At 62.2% G+C, this 21,060-nt stretch carries 16 protein-coding genes and 1 pseudogene; 2 read left to right on the top strand and 15 right to left on the bottom strand.

The genetic code is table 11. The features are described from left to right. Nucleotides 1-30 precede the first annotated feature (30 nt). The gene (locus AC3CCE_RS15440) at nucleotides 31-732 is read left to right on the top strand and encodes a metallophosphoesterase family protein (protein ID WP_245266110.1); all 702 of its coding nucleotides are present in this window, start codon (nucleotides 31-33) and stop codon (nucleotides 730-732) included. Between the two features lie 89 nt (nucleotides 733-821). Here AC3CCE_RS15440 and AC3CCE_RS15435 read toward each other — a convergent pair whose 3' ends face one another. The 6 genes from AC3CCE_RS15435 to AC3CCE_RS15410 all read right to left on the bottom strand — a co-directional run bounded on the left by AC3CCE_RS15435 (nucleotide 822) and on the right by AC3CCE_RS15410 (nucleotide 8,457). Continuing rightward, nucleotides 822-3,200, bottom strand: a complete 2,379-nt coding sequence (locus AC3CCE_RS15435; RefSeq protein ID WP_023668794.1) for a polysaccharide biosynthesis tyrosine autokinase — start codon at nucleotides 3,198-3,200, stop codon at nucleotides 822-824. Between the two features lie 190 nt (nucleotides 3,201-3,390). Further along, nucleotides 3,391-4,287, bottom strand: a complete 897-nt coding sequence (gene galU / locus AC3CCE_RS15430; protein WP_023668795.1) for a UTP--glucose-1-phosphate uridylyltransferase GalU — start codon at nucleotides 4,285-4,287, stop codon at nucleotides 3,391-3,393. Nucleotides 4,288-4,362: 75 nt separating this feature from the next. Further along, nucleotides 4,363-5,313 (bottom strand): glycosyltransferase family 2 protein, encoded by a 951-nt coding sequence (locus AC3CCE_RS15425; RefSeq protein WP_023668796.1) that lies wholly within the window; start codon nucleotides 5,311-5,313, stop codon nucleotides 4,363-4,365. Next, a complete protein-coding gene (locus AC3CCE_RS15420) occupies nucleotides 5,303-6,247 on the bottom strand; it encodes a glycosyltransferase family 2 protein (protein WP_196813759.1) in 945 nt (314 codons plus the stop codon). The genes AC3CCE_RS15425 and AC3CCE_RS15420 overlap by 11 nt, the downstream gene beginning before the upstream one ends. After that, nucleotides 6,247-7,242 carry a glycosyltransferase family 2 protein gene (locus AC3CCE_RS15415; RefSeq protein WP_023694195.1) on the bottom strand — a complete coding sequence of 332 codons (996 nt, stop codon included), beginning with the start codon at nucleotides 7,240-7,242 and terminating at the stop codon, nucleotides 6,247-6,249. The genes AC3CCE_RS15420 and AC3CCE_RS15415 overlap by 1 nt, the downstream gene beginning before the upstream one ends. Before the next feature lie 42 nt (nucleotides 7,243-7,284). After that, nucleotides 7,285-8,457 (bottom strand): glycosyltransferase, encoded by a 1,173-nt coding sequence (locus AC3CCE_RS15410; protein WP_352624042.1) that lies wholly within the window; start codon nucleotides 8,455-8,457, stop codon nucleotides 7,285-7,287. 177 nt (nucleotides 8,458-8,634) lie between these two features. On the opposite strand from AC3CCE_RS15410, the pseudogene AC3CCE_RS15405 reads away from it, so the two are divergent. After that, nucleotides 8,635-9,801, top strand: a pseudogene (locus tag AC3CCE_RS15405) (polysaccharide pyruvyl transferase family protein); the annotation flags it as partial. A gap of 225 nt (nucleotides 9,802-10,026) precedes the next feature. Here the strand turns inward: AC3CCE_RS15405 and AC3CCE_RS15400 are convergent. The 9 genes from AC3CCE_RS15400 to AC3CCE_RS15360 all read right to left on the bottom strand — a co-directional run bounded on the left by AC3CCE_RS15400 (nucleotide 10,027) and on the right by AC3CCE_RS15360 (nucleotide 20,674). Continuing rightward, nucleotides 10,027-11,490, bottom strand: a complete 1,464-nt coding sequence (locus AC3CCE_RS15400; RefSeq protein WP_023684224.1) for a lipopolysaccharide biosynthesis protein — start codon at nucleotides 11,488-11,490, stop codon at nucleotides 10,027-10,029. Continuing rightward, the gene (locus tag AC3CCE_RS15395; protein WP_352624127.1) at nucleotides 11,487-12,656 is read right to left on the bottom strand and encodes a glycosyltransferase; all 1,170 of its coding nucleotides are present in this window, start codon (nucleotides 12,654-12,656) and stop codon (nucleotides 11,487-11,489) included. The genes AC3CCE_RS15400 and AC3CCE_RS15395 overlap by 4 nt, the downstream gene beginning before the upstream one ends. Before the next feature lie 221 nt (nucleotides 12,657-12,877). Further along, entirely contained in the window at nucleotides 12,878-14,119 is a 1,242-nt protein-coding gene (locus tag AC3CCE_RS15390; RefSeq protein WP_023696969.1) for a glycosyltransferase, read from the bottom strand. Nucleotides 14,120-14,342: 223 nt separating this feature from the next. After that, the gene (locus AC3CCE_RS15385; RefSeq protein ID WP_023711257.1) at nucleotides 14,343-15,422 is read right to left on the bottom strand and encodes a glycosyltransferase; all 1,080 of its coding nucleotides are present in this window, start codon (nucleotides 15,420-15,422) and stop codon (nucleotides 14,343-14,345) included. A 31-nt stretch (nucleotides 15,423-15,453) separates the two neighbouring features. Next, on the bottom strand, nucleotides 15,454-16,785 hold the full coding sequence (locus tag AC3CCE_RS15380; RefSeq protein WP_023668805.1) for a UDP-glucose dehydrogenase family protein: 1,332 nt from the start codon (nucleotides 16,783-16,785) through the stop codon (nucleotides 15,454-15,456). Between the two features lie 55 nt (nucleotides 16,786-16,840). Then, nucleotides 16,841-17,740: an endo-1,3-1,4-beta-glycanase ExoK gene (gene exoK, locus AC3CCE_RS15375; protein ID WP_023668806.1), complete on the bottom strand. Its 900-nt coding sequence runs from the start codon at nucleotides 17,738-17,740 to the stop codon at nucleotides 16,841-16,843. Nucleotides 17,741-17,861: 121 nt separating this feature from the next. Beyond that, on the bottom strand, nucleotides 17,862-18,257 hold the full coding sequence (locus AC3CCE_RS15370; protein ID WP_023668807.1) for a cytochrome P450 family protein: 396 nt from the start codon (nucleotides 18,255-18,257) through the stop codon (nucleotides 17,862-17,864). 127 nt (nucleotides 18,258-18,384) lie between these two features. Beyond that, nucleotides 18,385-19,407, bottom strand: a complete 1,023-nt coding sequence (locus AC3CCE_RS15365) for a glycosyltransferase family 2 protein (RefSeq protein ID WP_023703574.1) — start codon at nucleotides 19,405-19,407, stop codon at nucleotides 18,385-18,387. 142 nt (nucleotides 19,408-19,549) lie between these two features. Further along, on the bottom strand, nucleotides 19,550-20,674 hold the full coding sequence (locus tag AC3CCE_RS15360) for a nucleotidyltransferase family protein (protein ID WP_352624046.1): 1,125 nt from the start codon (nucleotides 20,672-20,674) through the stop codon (nucleotides 19,550-19,552). Between the last annotated feature and the right edge of the window lie 386 nt (nucleotides 20,675-21,060).

Here is a 21,060-nt window from a genome sequence, read left to right as displayed (position 1 = left end):
CCGGCGCCGCGCGAGCGCCTGGAAATGGATATGGACGACACCGTCGTCTACGCGATCGGCGACGTGCATGGCTGCTACAAGGAATTGCTGTCGCTGGAGCAGAAGATCCAGCTCGACGCGCTGCAATTTCGCGGCCGCAAGATTATCGTCATGCTCGGCGACTATATCGATCGCGGGCCGCAATCGGCGCGCGTGCTCGATCATGTCTTGGCGCTACCGCCAACAGGGTTCCTGCGCGTCTGCCTGGCGGGAAACCACGAAGTGGCGATGCTGAACTATCTCGACGGATATCTGTCGCGGGACCGCTGGCTGGCGGTCGGCGGCCGCGAGACGCTGTTTTCCTATGGGGTCGATCCGGCGCGGCTTGCCAGCCTCTATGCCTCGAGCGACGAGGTCGACCGGCGCGTGAAGGAAGTCATTCCGGCCAGCCATATCGACTTTCTGCGCAGCCTGCCGGTGCTGCTCTGTTCGGATAAATTCGTTTTCGTCCATGCCGGCATCAGGCCGGGTATCGACCTGGTCGCACAGGATGAGCAGGACCTGCTCAACATCCGCGACGAGTTCTTCAACACCGCCCATCTGCTCGACCGCTTTGTGGTGCATGGGCACACGCCGGTCGATATCCCCAGGCTTGACGGGCGAAGGCTCGGGATCGACACCGGCGCCTTTCAAAGCGGCCGGCTGACAGCGCTCAGGATCGCGGGTAAATTCGGCAAGCTGATCTTTTCCTGACCTGCCGTGCTTCTTCGTTTGAGCGTGATCCTTTCCGAAAACCGGATCCGCTTTTCCGGATCACGCTCCTTTTCAGGATCGCGCTCCGTTCAGGCGGCGGTCTTGGCCCGCACGTCCGATTTCTCCAGATAGTAGGTCGAATAGCGGTCGAAGAACTTTTCCGAGCCGCCGAGCGAGCCGTATTTCGGCAGCTTCTTCAGATCGACCTTGTTGAGCACGGCGCCGACGACCTTGCTTGCGACGTAGGGTTCCTGCTCCAGCAGCGAGCGCACCATGGCGCGCGGCGTGCGGCCCCATTCGGCAACCAGCACGAAGCCGTCGACCAGCGGCGCAAACGCCTTGGCGTCGACCACGGGGCCGAGCGGCGGCAGGTCGACGATGATGTACTCGAACGTCTCCTTGGCGTTGTCGATGAAGCGCCGCATGCCGGCCGACGACAGCAGCTCGCTGGTATGCGAGAACTGCCCACGCAGCACGGCCGGGATGATCGCCAGCTTGGTCTGGCGGTCGACTTTGCCGACCGACTGCCAGGTCTGGCCGTTGACCACGGCCTCCATCAGCCCCTGCTCGGCCTCCATGCCGAGGTTGCGGCTGAGGCCAGGATTGCGCAGATCGGCGTCGATCAAAAGCGTCTTCGAGCCGTTGGCGGCCAGCAATCCGGCGAGATTGGCGGCGACCGTAGACTTGCCCTCGCCGGGCAGGACCGAGACCACGCCTATGACCCGGCTGCCTTGCCCTTCCATGACGACGTCGAAGGCGATCTTGGCGTTGCGCAGCGTTTCGGAGAACATCGATGCCGGCGCATCGACGCTGACCCGCATGCGCGCCCGTTTCTCGGCCGCCGACAATGTGTTGGCGCCTTTGGCATCCGCCGCACCGCCGTCGGCGTCCTTGCCGAGCCTGCCGCCGATCATCGGCAAATAGCCGAGGAATTTGAGGCCGACGCGATCGCGAATGTCCTCGCCGGTCCTGAAGAAGCGCTCGTTGAACTCATTTAGGCCACCGAAGCCGGCGCCAAGCAGCACGCCAAGCACCAGCGACAGCGCCAGCACCCTGGAGGTGCGCGGGCTTGAGGCGGAAAGCGGCGTTGAGGCATCCGAGATGATGCGGACCTTGCCGACCGGGAAGGATTGCTGCTGCGAGGCCTCCTCGTAGCGGCTAAGGAAGGTCTGGTAGAGCGTGGTCAGCGCCTGCGCCTGCTGGTCGAGTTCGCGCAGTTTGACCTGGCTCTGGTTGTCGATGGAGCTCTTGCCGGCCGCGTCGGCGATCTTCTGCCTCAGTGAGGTCTCGCGTGAAAGCGCGACTTCATATTCATTGCGATAGCTTTCGGTCAGTTGCTTCAACTCGCCGAAAATCTGGGTCGACAGATCGGCCTTTTCCTTGGCCAGCGCCACCGCCTGCGGATGGTCGGCGCCGAAATTGGCCGTCACGTCCTGCAGCCGCTTGGCGACTGTGAGATAGCGGGTCTTGAGCGTTGCAATGACGGAGCTTGCCGGCTGATCGCTTGAGATGGCGGAATCGTTGAAGGCATTGTCCGAGCCGCTTTCGACGATGGTCTTGTATTGCTGATAGCGGGCGCTGGCGCGCGCCGTATCGGCCTGCGCGACGATCAGTTGCGCGGTGAGATCGGCAATCTGCTTGTCGCTGATCAGCTGGCCGTCGCTGTTGGCGGCCAGACCATGCTCGGCCCTGAATTTCTCGACCGCCATAGCGGCCGCCTGTGAGTTCTGACGAAGCTCGGTCAGCCGGCCCTGCAGCCAGACCGCAGCGCGTTCGGTGGCGTCGAAACTGGCGTTGAGCTGGTCGGCGAGATAGGCGTCGGCATAGGCCTTGGTGATGGCGGTGGCGAGCGCCGGATTGGTCGACTGGTAACCGATGGCGAGCACATAGGAGCGGCCGTTGCGCTGCGCCAGCACCTCGCTCTGCAGCTTCAGCACGGCATAGTCGTGGCGCGCCGTCTGCATCATGGCCTGGCGTGTCGCCTCATCGACGTTTTCCATGCCGGGAATCTGCTCGGCGGAACTTGAGCGGAAATAGCCGATCACGCCGCGCACGAAGCCGATGCCCTTGACCAGCGCCGATTGCGGCGGGTTCATGAACTCTGCGTTCTGGTCGAGTTTCAGCTTGTCGACCACCACCGAGGCCAGCCGCGCCGAGGTGATGATTTCGATCTGGCTGAGCAGGGCGGCGTCGGTCTGCATGGTGACGGATGCAGCCGAGATGTCGTCGATGACCTTGTTCAGGCCTTCGTCGATCAGCACGCTGGCGACCGACATGTATTGCTTGGGCGTGGTCTGCAGATAGAGCAACCCCAGGAACAGGCCGATGATGGCGCAGACTGCCACCACCTTGACCTGACGCGCCGCCATGCCAAGCAGGCGCTCGACGTCGATGAAGTCTTCACCCTTTTCCTGATCGGGGTTGGGCAATGGCATCCTCTTGTCGAGAGGAAAGCTGGCATAATTCATCTTCGATCCAATTCTAGGTTACAGGCGCCGGAGCGAGACGGGTCAGGTCCCACCTCGTCCGAAGCTGCGGAGATCGGGGGCAAGATATGCAACGCAAGCTTCATGCCATCCGGCGCCGGGCCTGAGCGGCCAGGCGTGCAGGCATGAGCCGCGCCATCGTCCAAACGCATATGCCCTCGAAAGATGGGCATTATGCGGCCACTTCCTGACGCTCATGCGACCGCACGAACGCCTGCAGCATTTCCAGCACAGGTCCCTTCATGTCGTCGCGCGCCAGCGCGAAGGCGATGGTCGCCTCTATGAAGCCTTCCTTGGAGCCGCAGTCGAACATGCGGCCATTGAAAGGCTGGGCAAAGAAAGACTGGCTTTTCGCCAGCCGCACCATGGCATCGGTAAGCTGGATTTCGTTGCCGGCGCCGCGCTGCTGGTTGCCCAGCAGCGAGAAGATCTCGGGCTGCAGGATGTAGCGGCCGTTGATGTAATAGTTCGACGGCGCATTGGCCGGCGCCGGCTTTTCGACCATGGCCGTCACCTCGAAGCCGCTGCCTGTCTCGGCGCCGCGCCCGACGATGCCGTATTTGCTGGTCTCGCTGGGATCACAGCGCTCGACGGCGATCACATTGCCGCCGGTCTGCTGATAGAGATCGACTGTTTCAGCCAGGCAACCTCGGCGACCGAACGACACCATATCGGGGAGCAGCAGGGCGAAGGGCTCGTCGCCGATGACTTCGCGTGCGCACCACACCGCATGGCCGAGACCATGTGGCGACTGCTGGCGGATGAAGCTGGTGGCGCCGGCCACGGGCAGCATGCTTTCGAGCGCCTCCAGCTGGGTCTTCTTGCCGGTTTGTTCGAGCGTTCCAATCAGTTCGGGGTGCAGGTCGAAGTAGTCCTCGATGACAGCCTTGTTGCGGCCGGTGACGAACACGATGTGCTCGATGCCGGCTTCGAAGGCCTCGTCCACCGCATATTGGACGACCGGCCGGTCGACCACGGGCAGCATCTCCTTCGGAATCGACTTGGTTGCCGGCAGGAACCGTGTTCCAAGCCCCGCCACAGGGATGACTGCCTTCCTGATTTTCTTCATCGCAAATTCCTTCTGAGCAGATCGATTTCAGCCTGTTGCAGGCCACGAACAAACGTCTTCATGTACTCGCCCTCCTTACCTCTCCGCGCCGACGGCAAACTGCGCCGCCACCCTTTTGAGGCGGACGGCGATCGGCATCGACATGTGCCTGACAGCCGCCGGATCACTTAGCGCGGTGCGTATCGCTTTCAACGGCGAACGCGCCTTGATGTGCTGGACCAGCGACAGGAACGATGCCGCCTTGCGCAGGCTGCGGGCGCGTTTGGCGAAGGCGGCCGCAGCAGCAGCGTCCATGGAATTGGTCTCGGCGAAGACCGCGTCGGCCTTGCGCATCGCCTCGATATGGTGAAGCTCGAGCACGCGCGAGATCGAGCCCGTGCGGATGTGGTAGATATAGCCGGTCGTCGGCTCGACGACGCATTTTCCGCTCTTGGCCAGCGCGTTGGCGAGCAGGATGTAATCCTCGCCTATGCTCAGACTTTCATCATAGCGAAGCCCGTTTTCGATCAGGAAACGGCGCTGGAAGATCGGCTTGAGATAGCCAAGGTTGAACGTGGATTCGAAAACGATGTTGCCAGCGATGTAGTCGGCGAGCGTGATTTCACGCAGGCCCTCCAGATATTTGGCGGGAAACATCGTCGCTTCGGCAATGCCGTCCTCGCGCACCACCTGGAGGTTGTCGACGGCGATTACAGCGCCCGCACTTTCGGCTCGCGCGATCATGGCGGCGAGCCGCCCGGGCAGGACGGCATCGTCGGAATCGAGCACCGCGACCCAGCGGCCTGTGGCGAGGTCGAGGCCGGCATTCCTGGCGCCGCCAGGGCCACGATTTGCCGGCAGCGCAACCACTTTGACGACATCTTTTGGATAGGCTCTTGCGACGTCGAGCGTGTTGTCGCGCGACTGGTCATCGGCGACGATGATTTCGACGCTGACATCGCGCTGGGCCATGGCGCTTGCGATCGCCCGGTCGAGCGTGGCCGCGGCATTGTGGGCTGCGATGACAAAGGAGACGTCAGGCTGCACGCTTGCCTCCTTGCTGCGGGGAAGACAGTCCGTATTGGCGAATTTCGCTGATACCGACCAGGCCGCTGACGACGCCGACATGCATGATGCCGCGCAGCACGCTGCGGTTGCGGCGGACCGGGCTAATCGCAGTCAACGCCGCCATGCCGAAGCAATAGGCGGCCTTGGCCGAGGCAAGGCCGACAGCCTTCGCACGCTGTATCACGCCTGCGTCATGGCCGATGAGGTGGCCGTGCGTCTGGCCGAAGCGGAAGCGGCGGCGGCGCAGCCAGTCGAAAGCGGCTCGCGAACGCGGCACGACTTCCTCGACCCACGCCTCCGGCGCAAAGGCGATGCGACCGCCTGCCTTGACCATGCGGTCGAAGAATTCGGTGTCCTCGCCGCCGCTCTGGCCGCGCGCCAGGCTGAAACGACGGTCGCGCAAGCTGTCGGCGCTCATCCTCAAAAGGACGTTGCAGGTGTAGCCGGTGCGGATTTCGCCCTGCACCCAGACCGGCAAGGTCGAATGGAAATCGCCCTTGCGCATCCAGTCCGGCGCATCCGAGCGGTAGAGCGCCCGCACCGGACCGAGCACGGCCTCGGCGCCGCTTGTCTCCGCGATAGCAATCAGTTCGGCCAGCCATTGCCGGGAAGCGGTTTCATCGTCGTCGATGAAGGCGACAAAATCGGCCGTGCTGGCATCAAGACAGGCGTTGCGGGCAACCGAGATGTTGCGCGCCGGGGCGTGCCGGTAGCGGGCCACGAGCTTCAATTCGCTCGCCAGCGCGGTCACCAGCGGCTCGGCGGTCGGCTCGTCGTCATTGTCGGCGACGATGACGCCGATGCCGAAACCGGCAGGCATATCCATGGCAGCGAGCGACCGCAGCGTGTCGGCCAGTTCCGGCCGCCGGAACGTGCAGACGCAGATGTCGATTCGGCGGCTGTCGGCGACCATCATGCCACCCCGCGCTGCGATCGCGAGCCGAGCAGTTGCAGCCAAAACCCGAGCGACCAGCCGAAATGCATGACCATCGCCGAAATGCCCGCCAGCACATTGTTGGGATTGCGCTGGCTGATGGCGGTCACAGCGCCGTAGCCCAGACAGACCGAAGCCCAGACCAGCAGCGGCACCGCCGCCAGCCAGTGGATAAAGGAAAATACCGCGAGAAGGACGACCGGCGCCACCAGCAGCGGGATCATCTGCCGAACTTTCGGGATCATGCGGTGCTTGAGCACATTCTTGGCGCGGCCGCGGCCATAGCCGAGATATTGGAAATACAGGCCCTTCAGCGACGAACGCGGATAGTAGACCATCTGCGTCTTGCCGCTCATCCAGATGCGGTAGCCTGCCCGGCGCAGGCGGTAGTCGAGTTCGGCATCCTCATTGTGGCTGAAGGTCTCGTCATAGCCGCCGACCGCGGTGAAGGCCGAGATCCGGATCAGCGCGTGATGGCCATGGTCCACCCATTCGCCGGCGGAAAGGTGCCGGTGCTTGGAGCCGCCGGTGCCGAGCTTGGAATTCTGCGCCGCCGCGACCGCTTTCTGCACCGCGCCGCTGCCGCTGGTCAGCATCGAGACGACGACCGAATCGGCTGAAGTGGCGAGCGCCTCCTCGACCAGCCGGTCGCAATAATCGGCGGGATAGCCGCCATGGGCATCGATGCGGATCAGGTATTCGGCGCCGTCACCGAGGCTGGCGACGGCGAGATTGATCGCCGCGCTCTGGATACGTTTTGGGTTGTTCAGGAGGACGACCTGAGGGTCCTTGGCCGCAACCGCTTCGGCAATGGCCAAAGTACCATCGGTGCTGCCGCCATCGGCAACGACGATGCGGGCGCCGAGCCTTAGCGCTGCCGGCCTGAGCTGCTCGAGCAACGCGCCGATATGGGCTGCCTCATTCAGGCACGGAATGACGATCAGGCTTGGCGGCAGCGCTTCGGTTTGCGTCATCGGCGCCTTTCCATGAACTGCACTTTTGTCATTGGTCATCCTTCAGGCCAGTGCCTCGGTGGCGAACGAACCAGGGGCAACCGCAAGGCCGCGCAGCCTGTCGACAAAGGCGCGGCAGTCGCTGCGGTCGTAACTCCAGGTTCGTGGGTTGCGGGCCAGCACACGCGCCTTGGCCTTGCCGAAGTGCTCCTGGTCCATGCGGCCGAGCGCGGTTTCCAGGATTTCGGGCGTGGCATCGGAAAGCAGGACGCCAACGTCCTGCTGGTTGAGAAAGCGCCCGGTCTCGGTATTGCCCATCGAGATCGGTACGGCGCCGAAGCGGCAGCCCTCATAGAGGCGGTTGGGCAGCAGCCATTCCGAATTCTGCCCTTCCTCGAAGAAATCGATCGCCCAAGAAAAATGCACTTCGCCGTAGATCGCGGCCATGTCTTCCGGGTTGCGGTAGGGGCCACGAAAGGAGAGATAGGGTTCGGCCTCGACAAAAGCATGGAAATCCGGGAATTCCGAGAGTGCCGGACGGCCCCGGAGGACGACCTCGAAGCGCCCGCCCTGACGGCGCGTGAAGTCGGCCAGCAGCTCCAGCGAGCGGCGGCAGCGCAGCGCGCCGAACCAGCCGATGCGCCACGGGGGTGCTGCAGGGTTTTCGGCCTTTGACCTGTCATCCAAGGCGATCGGCGCGGTTTCGAAGTATTTGTTTTCGACCAGTTCCACCGGTGCGGCGACCTGCCCGAACGGCTTGAAATAATTGGCGATGAAGGCCGGTGAGCTCGTCACCAGAAGCTTCACGTCGCGGGCGAGATAACGCTCCGCTGTGCGCAGTGCTTTGCCCAGCATGTCATTGCGCAGCACCAGGCGATGGATGTCGAGGCATTCGTAGACGATCGGCACGCCGCCGCGAAAGGCGGCCTTGGCGCGCCTGGCCAGCGCCAGCATTTCCAGATTGCGCGCGATGATGAGGTCGGGCTTCGGCATCGCCGAAAGCTTCGAGCCTATCGACAGCGCCGCCTTGGCGACCGCCGCCAGACGCTGGCCGAATCGGCCGTCACGCGTCGCGCCGAGGTCGACCGGCTGCAGCCCCTCGACGTCGGGAACAGCATTTGTGGTCCGACGGAAGCCGGCCAACGTGACCCGCGCGCCGCCTGCCTTGAGCATTATGATCCGCCGGCGCACGGCCGGGTCGGAAACATCGTGCACAAGGTACAAGACATGCAGCATGAAAACTCGACCGCTGTTGGCCCACCCACGGGAATGCTAACCCAGCTTTTGCTGCATCGCAACATTTTTGGTGCGCCGTAGCATAAGTGCACGTTTTTTGTTGCACTGCAAAATTGATGCGTTACCCTCCGTCGGGCTTGAGCGCCGCTCTGACTGGTCACCCAGCCCGATGCAGCGATGAATTGTGACGCGAGCCGCATCGGGATCGTCCTGGCGTTGGTGTTTTCGGTCACCATGCCCGTCCTAGGCACCGCAGGCCCCGCCGCGGAATCTGCTGACGAAATGAGGTATCCCATGAAGATCGTCGTTGAAAACACAGTCTGCCTGAATACCGGGGATGCGGCGATTCTGCTGGCGATCCGCCACATTCTCAAGACGATCGTGCAAGGCGACGTGCGGTTTGCCGTCTTCGACAGCCAGCCCGAGGTTGCGGAACGACTCTATCCGAAGACGGATTATCCCGACCTCGAATTTCATAAGCTGCTGTCGGAATCCCTGTTCCGATACAAGAATGGCAGCGGGCTGAGGGACCGGTTCAAGCCGATCTACAATCGGCTCGTTCTCCAGGCCCTGCGCTGGTTTGGCAGCAGCGCCCTAGGCAATTTTTTCAGCTATCGCGACCGGCGCGGTCTCGATATCTACGCCGACGCGGACATGGTGGTCACCACAGGGGGAACCTATCTCGTCGAGAACTACAATCTCGAACGACGCCTCAATCAGTTCAGGCTCGATGCCGTATTTGGCAAGGATCCGGTCTTCTTCACGCAATCCCTCGGTCCGTTCGACAAAAGTTACAACCGCCAGGAGCTCGGCCCGATCTTTAACCGCAGCCCGCTCGTCCTGCTGCGCGACGAACGGTCGCGGACCCATATCCGGGATTTGGTGAAGGATCTCGGCAAGTGCCACGTGGTGGCCGATGCCGTATTCGCCTTGGCGGATACCGACAGGATCGGCAAGCGTCTCGCTTCCAGCCAGCCGCCGGCGTCGACGGGCCGCGTCGCTATTTCGGTCCGCCACTGGAACTACGTCAGCGACGGTGAGGGCGGCATGCGCCGCTATCTGGATTCGATCCGCGAGATCGCCACAATTCTTGTCAGGGACCTTGGCAAGGAGGTGACCTTCGTCTCCACGTGTCAGGGCGTGCCGGAATATGCCCATGACGATTCCAAGACCGCGCAGGCCATCGTTGCCAAGCTCGATCCTGAGATCGCCAGCCACGTGACAGTGGACGCTTCGTTCCACACGCCGGACCAGTTGATGGCGCTGGTGAAGGGCTTCGACTTCGTCGTCGCGACGCGCATGCATATGATGATCATGTCGCTTTGCGTCGGCACGCCGGTGCTGCCGATCGCCTACGAGTTCAAAACCAAGGAAGTGGCCAAGCGAATCGGTGTCGACGATGTGCTGCTCGACATCGACACCGTGACGCCCGAAGAGGCGCGCGAAAAGCTCGGCCGGTTTGCGGGAGATCTCGACCGCTATCGCAAGACAAGCCTTCAGGCCGTGCTCGAAGAACATGCTTCGGCAATGTCGGCCACAAACCTGCTGGCGCCGCTGATCGCCGGCCGCTCAGCGGATATTGCGCGCGGCGTTGGACAGGGTGGTGAACAAAGCGCGTCGCGACTGCGGGACGGCAAGCATGAAAACGAGACCGATGCCGTAGTTGAGGGCAAGCGCCAAAAAGACCGCGAGCAGGTCTGACTGGCCCGTTAGAGACGCCGGCAACCACAGGTACAGGAACCAGGCAAGCAGGGACGAGGCGATGAAAAGCCCCTGCATGAGCAGGAAGTCGGCGGCGGTCACCGGACCGACGCGATGGACCAGTAGCGCCAGCACGGGAACGCGCAGCACGTAACCGCTGATGGCATAGGCCGCGGCAACGCCGACGGCGCCCCAGTGCAGGCCAACGACGAAGGCAGCGACGGTCGTCAGCGACGAATAGATGCCCCAATGGAACATGGTCTTCGTCTTGCCCTGACAGATGAATATCCATCCCGTCGTGCTTGAAACGGACTGGACCAGGCTGGCGATGCCCAGCCAGGCAAAGATCGGTGCGACCGGTGCCCAGCCCGCGCCGAAGAGAAGTCCGACGATCTGATTGGAGGTCAGCGTCAGCGCCGCGATGCCCGGCATGGTAACGGCCGCCAGCATCCAGTTGGTGCGCACATAGATATCGCGAAAGCGGGCCTTGTCATCGTGGATGCGGCTGAGCAGCGGCACCATAACCCGTGTCAGCGGCTGGTTGATGTTCTGCAGCGGGAACAACAGGAGCTTGTAGGCGCGGTCGTAATAGCCGAGTTCGATCGCACCGGAATATTTTCCGATGAGAATGTTGTCGAGATTGCGCGAGAAGAAGTTGGCGAGGTTGAAGCCGGTCAGGTTGGCGCCGAACGACAATATATCGGCATCGACCTTCAGGTCCGGCCGCAAAGGCGTCCAACGCGCCACCAGCCAGGCGGCAGCCAGGGCGATAGCTGCCGAAACCGCCGGGCCGATGACCAGCGACCAGTAGCCCAACCCCGCATAGGCCGCGATTGCGGCGGCCAGAAGTCCGGCGGCGGCGCTTATCACGTCGTTCAGTGCGAGCTGGCCGAACTGCAGGTGCCGGTTCATCAACGCCAGCGGCACTGCGGCGAGACTGCCGAGAAGCAGCGGCAGGGCGGAGCCAAGGGTGATGCCGGACATACGTTGATCGCCATAGAACGCGGCGATGGCAGGCGCCAGGCCGGCCACTACCACGGCACTACCCAGCCCGACGAGCGCGCTGATCCAGAACACCTGGTTGAGCTGCTGGTTGCTGATGTCCTTGCGCTGAACCACAGCCTGCTGCAGGCCCAGATTCTGAAGCAGCCCGACGAAGGCCACGATCGGCCCGACGGAAGCCACCAGACCGAAATCCTCGGGGACGAGCAGACGGGCCAGCACGATGACGGAGAGAAACTGGATCGCCATCTTGAAGCCCTGGGCGCCGATGGTTACCAGCCCGCCGCGCAGGGCGACACGACCGAACTGGGGGGGCGGATTGGCGTTCATGCAAGCGACCTCGTTTCGCCAAGCCGCATGGCGATTTCCACGAAATGTTGGTTCAGCAGATCGGAGTTGAACTCGGCCTCGATCTTCTTGCGCGCCGCGAGAGCGATCTCTTCACACGGCTTCGGATTCTCGGCGATCCAGGCAAGCTTTCCGGTCAGCGCCGCAACGTCCCGCTCAGCCACGAGAAAACCCGTCTTGTGATCGTCGATCAGTTCAGGGATCCCGGAATGATATGTGCTGACCACCGTCAGGCCGGCGGCCATCGCTTCCATCAGCGAAACCGGAATGCCTTCCAGATCGCCATCGCGGGCGCCGACGCTGGGCAGCAGGAACACATGCGCATCGCGCAGACGCTGTTTGACTTCGCTGTGCGGCCGGGGCCCAAGAAAATTCACCCTGTCGGCAATGCCGAGCTCTGCGGCGATCCCCTTCAGCTCCTCGAGAAGTTCTCCGCCGCCGATCACCGAGTAGATCCAGTCTCGCCGCGGCAGGCCAGCAAGCGCGCGAAGCGCATATTCGATGCCCTTCTTTTCAGTCAGGCGGCAGACCGAGATGAAAGAGAGCGTAGCCTGCTCCCATGAACGCCACCGATAGTCGATGTCACTCGGCCGCACCCCCATATGGTGAACCACAACCTGCTCCGGCGATGCACCGACCTCAATCAAGGCATCGCGGAAAAACGCATTCACCGGCAGTTGAAGAACGCCCTTTTCGAACACAATCTTGTAGCGCGCGAGCGTATTGTCATGCAGCGGTTCGCCGACATCACGGCCGTGAAATATCGTCACCAGGGGAGCGGAAATCCTCCCGCGCTTGATGGCGCGGGCCACGCGCATGCCGTTGTTGCCGAAATGGGCAACGATGACGTCGGCGCCCTGCAGTTTTCGCGCATGAGCAATGTCGATGGCGGTCGAGAGCTTGTCCCAGAACCTGCCGGACCACTTCCTGAGCAGCGGGCGATAGCGAGCCAGGCCACCCCACCAGCATACGACCTTTCCTGGCAGCGCCTGCCAGCGCGGATCATCGATGTTGCTGTCCCTGCCGAAGGACGTCTCGTTGCAGACGACGCCGACTTCCATGCCGCGCTCAAGGCATCCGGCTATCTGGTCGAGAACAAAGGTTTCGGACAATGAGGGGAACTTGTCGACTACGAAGCAAATCTTCATCGGCAGGATGCGCTCGTGCGGAGAGCCGGTGTGCCCTTGACAAAAGCCGGGCCGAAAACAGGGTGCCGGAGGCACAAGACATGCAGCATGGAACTCTACCGCTGTTGGCCCACCCGCAGGGACGTTAGTACAGGTCTTGCTGCACTGCAACATTTTTGGTGCACTGTAGCAAGATCTCCCTCGGCTTGGCGTGTCTGCCGATCAAACGCAGAGCAGCAGTGTCAGCCGGCAGATGAAGGATCCGCCAGGCCCTCGGAAACCCCGACATGACCGGCAGGTTCATGCGCAGGGCTCGATGTGGCCAGTTGGGTAACGATCTGCGCAAAACGTTCATTCAGAACATCTGCGTTGAAGTCGTCCTCGACTTTGCGGCGTGCGGCAAGCGCGATACGCTCGCATTCGGTCGGGTGCTCCCCGGCCCAGGCAAGCTTGCCGGCAAGCGCTGAAATATCTCGCTCGGGCGTAAGCAACCCCGTCTCCCCATCCTTGATGAGCTCCGGGATTCCCGAATGATACGTGCTGACCGCAATCAATCCGGCGGCCATGGCCTCCATGAGCGCGACCGGAATGCCTTCCATATCCCCGTCGCTGGCAGTGATACTTGGCAGCAAAAAGAGATGCGCCATGCGAAGCCGTCTTTTCACCTCTGCGTGAGGGAGGCTGCCGAGGAATGTTACGCGACCAGCCAAGCCCAGCTCTACGGCCAGCCTCTCCAGATTCATCCGCAGAGGACCGTCGCCAACAATGTCGTAACGCCAGTCTAGCTGCGGCTGGGAGGCCTTGAGGGAGGCCAGGGCTCGCAAGGCGAACTCGACGCCTTTCTTTTCGACCAGGCGGCAAACCGTCGTCACGACCAGTTGGGTGCCTTCCCACGATTCCCAGCGATAGCCGATTTCGCGGGTGTCAATTCCCATATGGTGGACCGTCGTGCTCGCCTGGGACAGGCCGGCTTCCAGCAGCATCGTGCGGAAGTAATCGTTGACGGGCAGGTTCAGGGTCCCATGCTTGGTCAGCCCGGCATATTGTGTCGCGAGCACTGCCTGCCGCGCCGGGATCGCCACGTCCGCGCCGTGAAAGATGGTTATGATCGGTGGTTTGAGCACCTTCCATTTCTTCAGTGCGGCTGCTCTCTCGCCGTTCTGTCCGAAGTGGGCGACAATCACGTCGCAGCGGTTCAGGCGGCGTGCAAAGGCGATGTCGAGAACGGTCGAGGCCTTGTATCGCAGACGCGGCGGCAGACGCTGTACAAATTTGCTGATTACAGCGGCCCATCGCCACCAATGTCGGGTTCTGGCGAGCAGCGTCGCCATCGGCTCGCTTTGCCGGTCAATTCGGTGGTCACCTTGCATCTTTTCGCAGACCACTTCGACCTGAAAGCCCCGCGCCAGCAGCCCAGCCATCTGGTCCACGACGAAGGTTTCCGAAAGCAGAGGGAATTCGCCGACGACAAAGCCCACGCGCATGACCCGCCCATAAGGTTGGGGCTTGCTCGGACCAAGCGGTCCATATCGCACAAGCCCTAATGTAGACAGGCAGAATACACGTTGATTGCTGCAGTGCCACAAGATATTGCACTGCAGCAATTAAAAGTGATCCGGACGGGCGCACGACGCCTGGACCTGGCTAACGGGAACTTTGCGCGACCACGGTCGTGCAGCGTCTCAGCTGAACTGCAACACGACGCGTTTAGGCTGCGCGCTCCAAACCGACACGTCTTGCGCGGTCGAGAACGCCCATGAACGTTGCGAACTGGCTGTCGGGGTTCATTTGCCGCCGCTCCGAAAACTGACGTGCTGTCGCTGACAGCCGCTTGTACTCGGCCTCATCGCTCCACAGCCGCCTGACCGTTGCGACCCAGTCGGCGAGCGGGGCGTCGTAGTCCAGTACCACGCCGCCGGCGCCGATCGCTTCCGGCAGACCGCCGCGCCGCGAGCCGACCACGGGAATGCCACTACAATGCGCTTCCGAGGCCACCCGGCCCCAGGCTTCTTCCCATTTGCTGGGCGCAAGCAGGATTTTCGTGCGGCCGTAGACCGTCTTCATGTCGCTGGTGCGGCTTTCCAGCTTGACGTTCTGGAGGGGAGAGATTGTTGCTTCGATCCGGGCTCGATGATCGTCGTCGAGCTTCCAGCTTTCGACGAACAGGAACGGGATCTCGGGACAGGCGGCGGCAATGCGCACCGCAAGATCGAAGCCTTTTTCCTCATACGGATTGATGAGCGTGACAAATTCACCGGTCGTCGGTGTGCTGTAGAACGCGGGATTGATGGTCGGCGGAATAACCGTCGAATCGATATCGAATTTTGCCTTATAGGCGCGCGCGGTGAACTCGGAGTTGGCGATATAGACCGCCGAATGGAGCTCACGCAGATCGCCGGCCAATTCGTCGAATTCGACATTCCTCAGATAGACGGTCAGCGGCACGCCAAGCCTCTGCAGCTCTCTGCCGATCGGCACCGAATTGTGGCACTGCACGACCGCGACATCCGGCCTCAACTTTTTGACGGCGAAGTCGGCCGCTTCCCAGGGGAACCACGCCCGTACAACCGGATAGCCCGGGAAATTGTCGATGACCGCGCGCTGACGAAGGAGCTTCATCTTGGCGCGCGCCCTGAAGCCGAACATGCCGTCGCCGAACAGGGCTGCCAGAACGGATGCCTCGTGACCGTTTTCGCGCAATTGCTCGACCAGGTGGTGGGTGCTCGACTGGACGCCCCCGCTGAATTGCGGCGTGTAGCCGGTGCCGCCTGCAAACAGAACTTTCATGAACCTGGCTCCGCGTTGTGCCGCCCTGCCTTCACGCCGCCATCCTGCCGATCGAGAAATACTCGATGCCGTGACGGGCGATGACCTTGGGATCATAGAGGTTACGGCCATCGAAGATGACCGGCGTGGTCAGGGCATCCTTCACCGCGTCGAAGGACGGGGCGCGGAAACTCTTCCACTCGGTGGCGATCAGCAACGCGTCGGCGCCGCGCAACGCCGCCTCCTTGGTGCCGCACAAAAGCAGATCGTCGCGCAGGCCGTAGATGGCCTGGCATTCCTGCATCGCCTCGGGATCGTAGGCCTGCACATTGGCGCCGGCCTGCCACAGCGCCTCCATCAGGACGCGCGCCGGCGCCTCGCGCATGTCGTCGGTGTTGGGCTTGAAGGCGAGGCCCCAGAGCGCGAAGGTCTTGCCCTTGAGACTGCCCTTGAAATAACGGTGCACCTTGTCGAACAGCACCGACTTCTGGGCATTGTTGCGCTCCTCCACGGCGCGCAGCAGCTTGGCGTCGAACTTGACACCTTCGGCGGTCTTGATCAGCGCGCGGACATCCTTGGGGAAGCACGAACCGCCATAGCCGAGGCCGGGATAGATGAAGTGGTAGCCGATGCGCGGATCCGAGCCGATGCCCTTGCGTACCTCCTCGATGTCGGCGCCGAGCTGCTCGGCCAGATTGGCCATTTCGTTCATGAAGGAGATCTTGGTCGCCAGCATGCAGTTGGCGGCGTACTTCGTGAATTCGGCGCTGCGCACGTCCATCACGATCATCTTCTCGTGGTTGCGGTTGAACGGCGCGTAGAGCTCGCGCATCACCGCCTCGGTGCCCTCGCTGTTGGTGCCGACAATGATGCGGTCAGGCTTCATGCAGTCGGCGACGGCGGAACCCTCCTTGAGGAACTCAGGATTGGAAGCGACGTCGAAAGCCAGGTCCTGGCGCCCGCGCGCCTTCAGCGTCGCGGCGATTTTGGCCTTCACCTTTTCGCAGGTGCCGACCGGCACGGTCGACTTGCCGACGACGATCTTGGGACCGTCCATCTCGCGGCCGATGGTCTCGGCCACCGCCAGCACATATTTGAGGTCGGCCGAACCATCTTCGCCGGGTGGCGTGCCGACCGCAATCATCTGGATCTCGCCATGCTTGACGCCGGCGGCGGCATCGGTGGTGAACTTGATGCGGCCGGCGGCGTGGTTCTCCTTGACCAGGGCCTCCAGTCCCGGTTCGAAAATCGGCACCAGGCCCTGGTTGAGCCGCTCGACCTTCTTTTCATCGACATCGACGCACACCACCTGGTGCCCGACCTCCGCCAGCACCGCGGCCTGCACGAGACCGACATAGCCAATTCCAAAGACCGTCAAATTCATTCGGGTTAATTCCTGTTCACGCCCTTTGGCCTTATATAGCCGGGCCGGTTCAGATCTACTTTATGCTGCTTACACTGCATGCCAGCGATTCCGGAAACTGGCACGGCTGGCCGAGCGCGGTGAAGGCGACGCGCTGCACCTGCATCGTCACCTGGCGGCCGGGGTCGGAAAAGGCGCCCATCCAGTTTTTCAGCGTGTCGCTGCCCCAGAGGCTGAAGAATATCTTCTGCGAGTGGGTCGGCAATTGCTCGGGATTGGTCACCTCCTGGACCAGCTTGCCGTTGACGTACCAGCGCAGCCGGTCCTTTTCCCAGATAAAGGCATAGTCGTTGAAGCCCTTGTCGGCGCCGCCTTCGACCTCGGCCAGCTTCTCGTTCTTGGGCTTGCCGGCGATGTAGCTGTTGACCTGCACCTTGGATGTATCCTTGGTCAGCACCTCGAAGTCGATCTCATACCAGGGCTGTTTGTCGGCAGGGCCGATATAGGTAAAGAAAGCGGCGTTGAGACCGGATCCGGTGTCGGTCTTCATCCGTGCTTCATAGGTCCCATAGCCGAAGCGCTGCTTGGTCTGGATCTCGGCGCAGGCGAACTCGCGGTCCTTCAGTTTGCGCTTTTCGAAGCCGAGCGTCAGCATGTTGTCGGAAAATTTTACCAGGCTTTTCGACCAGGTGCAGTTCTGGTGATTGCCGTTCGACCAACCGTCGGAGACATACCAGCGCGAACGATCGAAACTCTTGAAATCGTCGACGAAGGACGGTGCGCTTTGCATCTCCGGGGAGGCGTCCTGGGCGCGGGAGGGGTGGGCGGCGCCGAGCAGAGCTGCGGCTGCCGCCAACAGAAGCGCACCAACGGATAGAAGACGCGTTGGGTTTACAAGACGCATTGGCCGATTTGGCCGCGTCGAAATCATGGCATCGATTGCCGCCATGGGCGTCGTCTTCGGATCTGCGTTCATATCAATTCACCTTTGTGCTGTTCCGCCCCAACCCAAAGTCACCGATTGGCCCACATTGCTAACGGGCCGATCCCGATCCTCCGTCCCCGAACTTTCTCTTCTGTGTCTCGTGTGACCGTGTTCAGCCGAAGCGACCTGCGGGTTTGACATATTCCCCGTGCGAATCAGAACTCTGGCCATCCTCGCCGACGATCGCGTCGAGTGAATGACGCAGTTCCTTCATCCGGCTCGTCTGGCGCACCAGCTCGGCGATGCGCTGTTCGCAGTTCAGGATGGACTTCGTCAGCTCGCCGACTTCCGACAGCTTGCGTGCCGACGCCGAGCCGTTCTCCATCGACTCGACCAGGAAGGCCGCGTTGGTGGACTTCGACCGGTAGCGGGCCTCCAACCCGGTCTTCTCGGCCGCAATCTCGGCCGTGATCTGATCCAACAGCTTTGCCAGACGGTCGAAACGCGCCAGATCGGTCTGCTTGTCGCGCGCTGGGTCCCTGGACCTGAAGCCGAAAATTGAAGCCATCCGGTTGGCCTTCCAAAATTGCTGCACCGCAACATACAGTGCCATCGTCGGGGCGTGTAGGCAACCTCCGAGTTTCAGAAAGGCAATTTTTTCAGCCTTGCGGCCGCCGTCCCGGACTTGGCGGAGCCTACTTTTGCGCCGCCGTGTTGGTAGCGGCCATGAGGAAGCGCAAAGGCGGCACCGGCTGCTGCCGCGGGGACAGACCGGCGTGGCGAAACAACGCATCGAGCTTGTCGGCGGCCACGCCGACAACGATGGGAATGAAGTTCGACTGGCTGGCCAGCGCATAGGCGGCGGCAGACGCCATGCCGCGCTCGGCCTTCACATCGAGGAAATTGCGCAGCCGGTATTTGTCACGCACATGCCGCTCGTGCTTGCGCAGCAGGGCCTTGGAGCCTTCCGGCAGGCTGTCGATCTCGAGCAGTGCCAGATCCGCATCGGCGAGGCGCTTCAGATCCTGTGTCTTGTGGCGCCCGCTCAACGAATCGGCGCGCACGATCGCGCCATAGCCGCAGGAACGGATGACCTTGAAGCGTGCGCCAAGGGCAAAGGCGCGAGCGTAGAGTTCGTAATCTTCGCCGAGACGCAGGTTCTCGTCGTAACGCAGCCCATGCCTGTCGAGGAAAGCTCTTGATATCACCGGCTTGAGAAAGCCGAGTTCGCCGCGCTGGACACGCCGTCTGGAGATGTTGCCCTCGATGAATCGCTCGAAGTCGAGGAATTCCGGGTCCGCCGAAAAGGACGGGGCGACGATCTTCGAGACATCGGTCGCCGTATCGTCACGGATCAGCATGATGTTGTCGGCGGCGAAATCCCAGTCGGCGCTGGCAAACAGCTGGCGAAACCGTCCCTGAAGGAAGAAATCGTCGGCGTCGAGAATGCTGATGAAAGGTGATTTCGACCCGGCAATGGCGGTATTGCGGGCGAAGGACGGGCCGCGATTGGCGTCGAGCCGGATGACCGAAAGCCGGCCGCTGCCATCATCGGCAGCGCTGGCCACCTTTGCGGTGTCATCGGTGGAGGCGTCGTCGACGACGACGACTTCCGCCACCTCCGGCTCGCGCAGCGCCGAGGCGATGGCTGCGGGAATGGTCCGGGCCGCGTTGCGCGCCGCGATGATCACGCAGACCCGGGATTCTGTCATGGACATAGGGTGGCCTTTCGATTGCATAAAGTGTCGCGAGGCCCCTCGCCCTCCCGGCGCGCGGCGCCGGACCCCGATCCATCCCCCGATCCATCCCCAGCGGATCGGGACGGAACGTTATCTGCCTGCTGCATGACGACCCTCATCGTCACCGGCTTTCCCGCTCGAAAATCCGCCGGCTGAGGTCGGCTGACGCGGCCCAGCCGGCCTCGGTCAGATAGCGGACAGGTTCGCGGCCGCACAATTCCCACAAAACGGTGCGCCGTTGCGGCCATCTGAGCGACGACAGCCACGGCGCGATGACCATGTGGAACAGGTCTTCATTGCCGATGCGTGACAGGATCCTGGTGGCCCGATCCGACAGCAGCGTGCCGGCGCCACCAAGCAGCACATCGGCGGCGCGCAGGCCCAGCAGCAGGGTGTCAGCCAGCCCCTGCTCGGCCGCGTAGTCGAGCACAGTCTGCTGCTCGGCCTCGCTCAGCCGACTGGCAGCGGCCCGGATATCGCAGACATAGCCCGCGCATGGCTCGCGGTTGAACAGCGCCTTTGCGACACTGATGCAGGACAGAAGCAAAGTGTCGGAGGCCGAGATGAACGGCACGCTGGAGCCGGCGATCGCAAGCGCGCGCTTGCGGCGCAGGAACCCTTCCGTATCGCGCGGGCTGGGCGATCCCGGCTGCTGGAGCCGGTAATGGAGATCGACTGTGGACAATTTCCGACCCTGGCTGCGAACCATGTGCTGCTCGCCCAGAAAGCGCACCCACCAGACGGAGCGGGACTTGCCGGCGACCTCGTAGCCGATCGAGCGCAGCGCATCGCGAGCTCTAAAGAAGCCGGCCGGCGACACCAATATGTCGACATCTCCGGACGGCTTCATGAAATGGTCGCCATAGAGCAGTTGCTGCTGGAGGGGCCCCTTCAGGAACACGAAATCGATGCCGCTGCAGCGCAGCGCCTTGTCGATGGCCATCGAATCCATGATGCCGGACGAGTTCATCGCAATCGTGCGCCGGCGATAAGTGTCGAGCCACTCGAGCAATCCCGGCGGCGTCTCGCCCGCCGGTGGGCGCGACAGCGCCTTCAGCATGAAGGTGGCGACCTTGTTCAGCCTGGCGATGTCGCAAACATCGGCAACGGAGATGGCCGGTGCAGGCGCGGTGCTGGGGCTCGCCCCGGAGGCGAAGAACAGCCGCAGGCACGCCTGCACATAGGCCACTTCGTCGGCGCAGCCAGCGGCGCGCAACCTTTCGAAGGTCCCTTCCTGCAAGGCCATCTGCTGCAGCATCTCCGCAAAAAATTCGCCAGGCGCGTTATATTGCAAGTGCGAAGCAAAGCATCGCCAAATTCATGCGCCGCGTCCAGTTTTTCCTTTGGCGCCAATTTTCCTGCAACCTGAACGTTTCGCAACACAGTCCTACAACGAGATGCAAGGCGCCGCCTGATCGGGGCTTGTGGCGGGTACGTCAGCAACAATTTTGTGGGAATGCGCCAGCGCCCAAGTGAGGAGCATTCGAAGGAAAATTTAACGTAACTAAATCAGATACTTAGTTCATGGCCTCGGACACTCTGCTGAATTCTCCTGGATGTGAAAATGCAAAGCGCTTTGATCACCATTGAAGGGAGTCGCAACCGAGAATTGATTAACGGCTGGTAAATCAG

The sequence above is a fragment of the Mesorhizobium sp. P160187 genome, from assembly GCF_057766425.1.
This window is presented reverse-complemented; position numbering and strand designations above follow the sequence as displayed.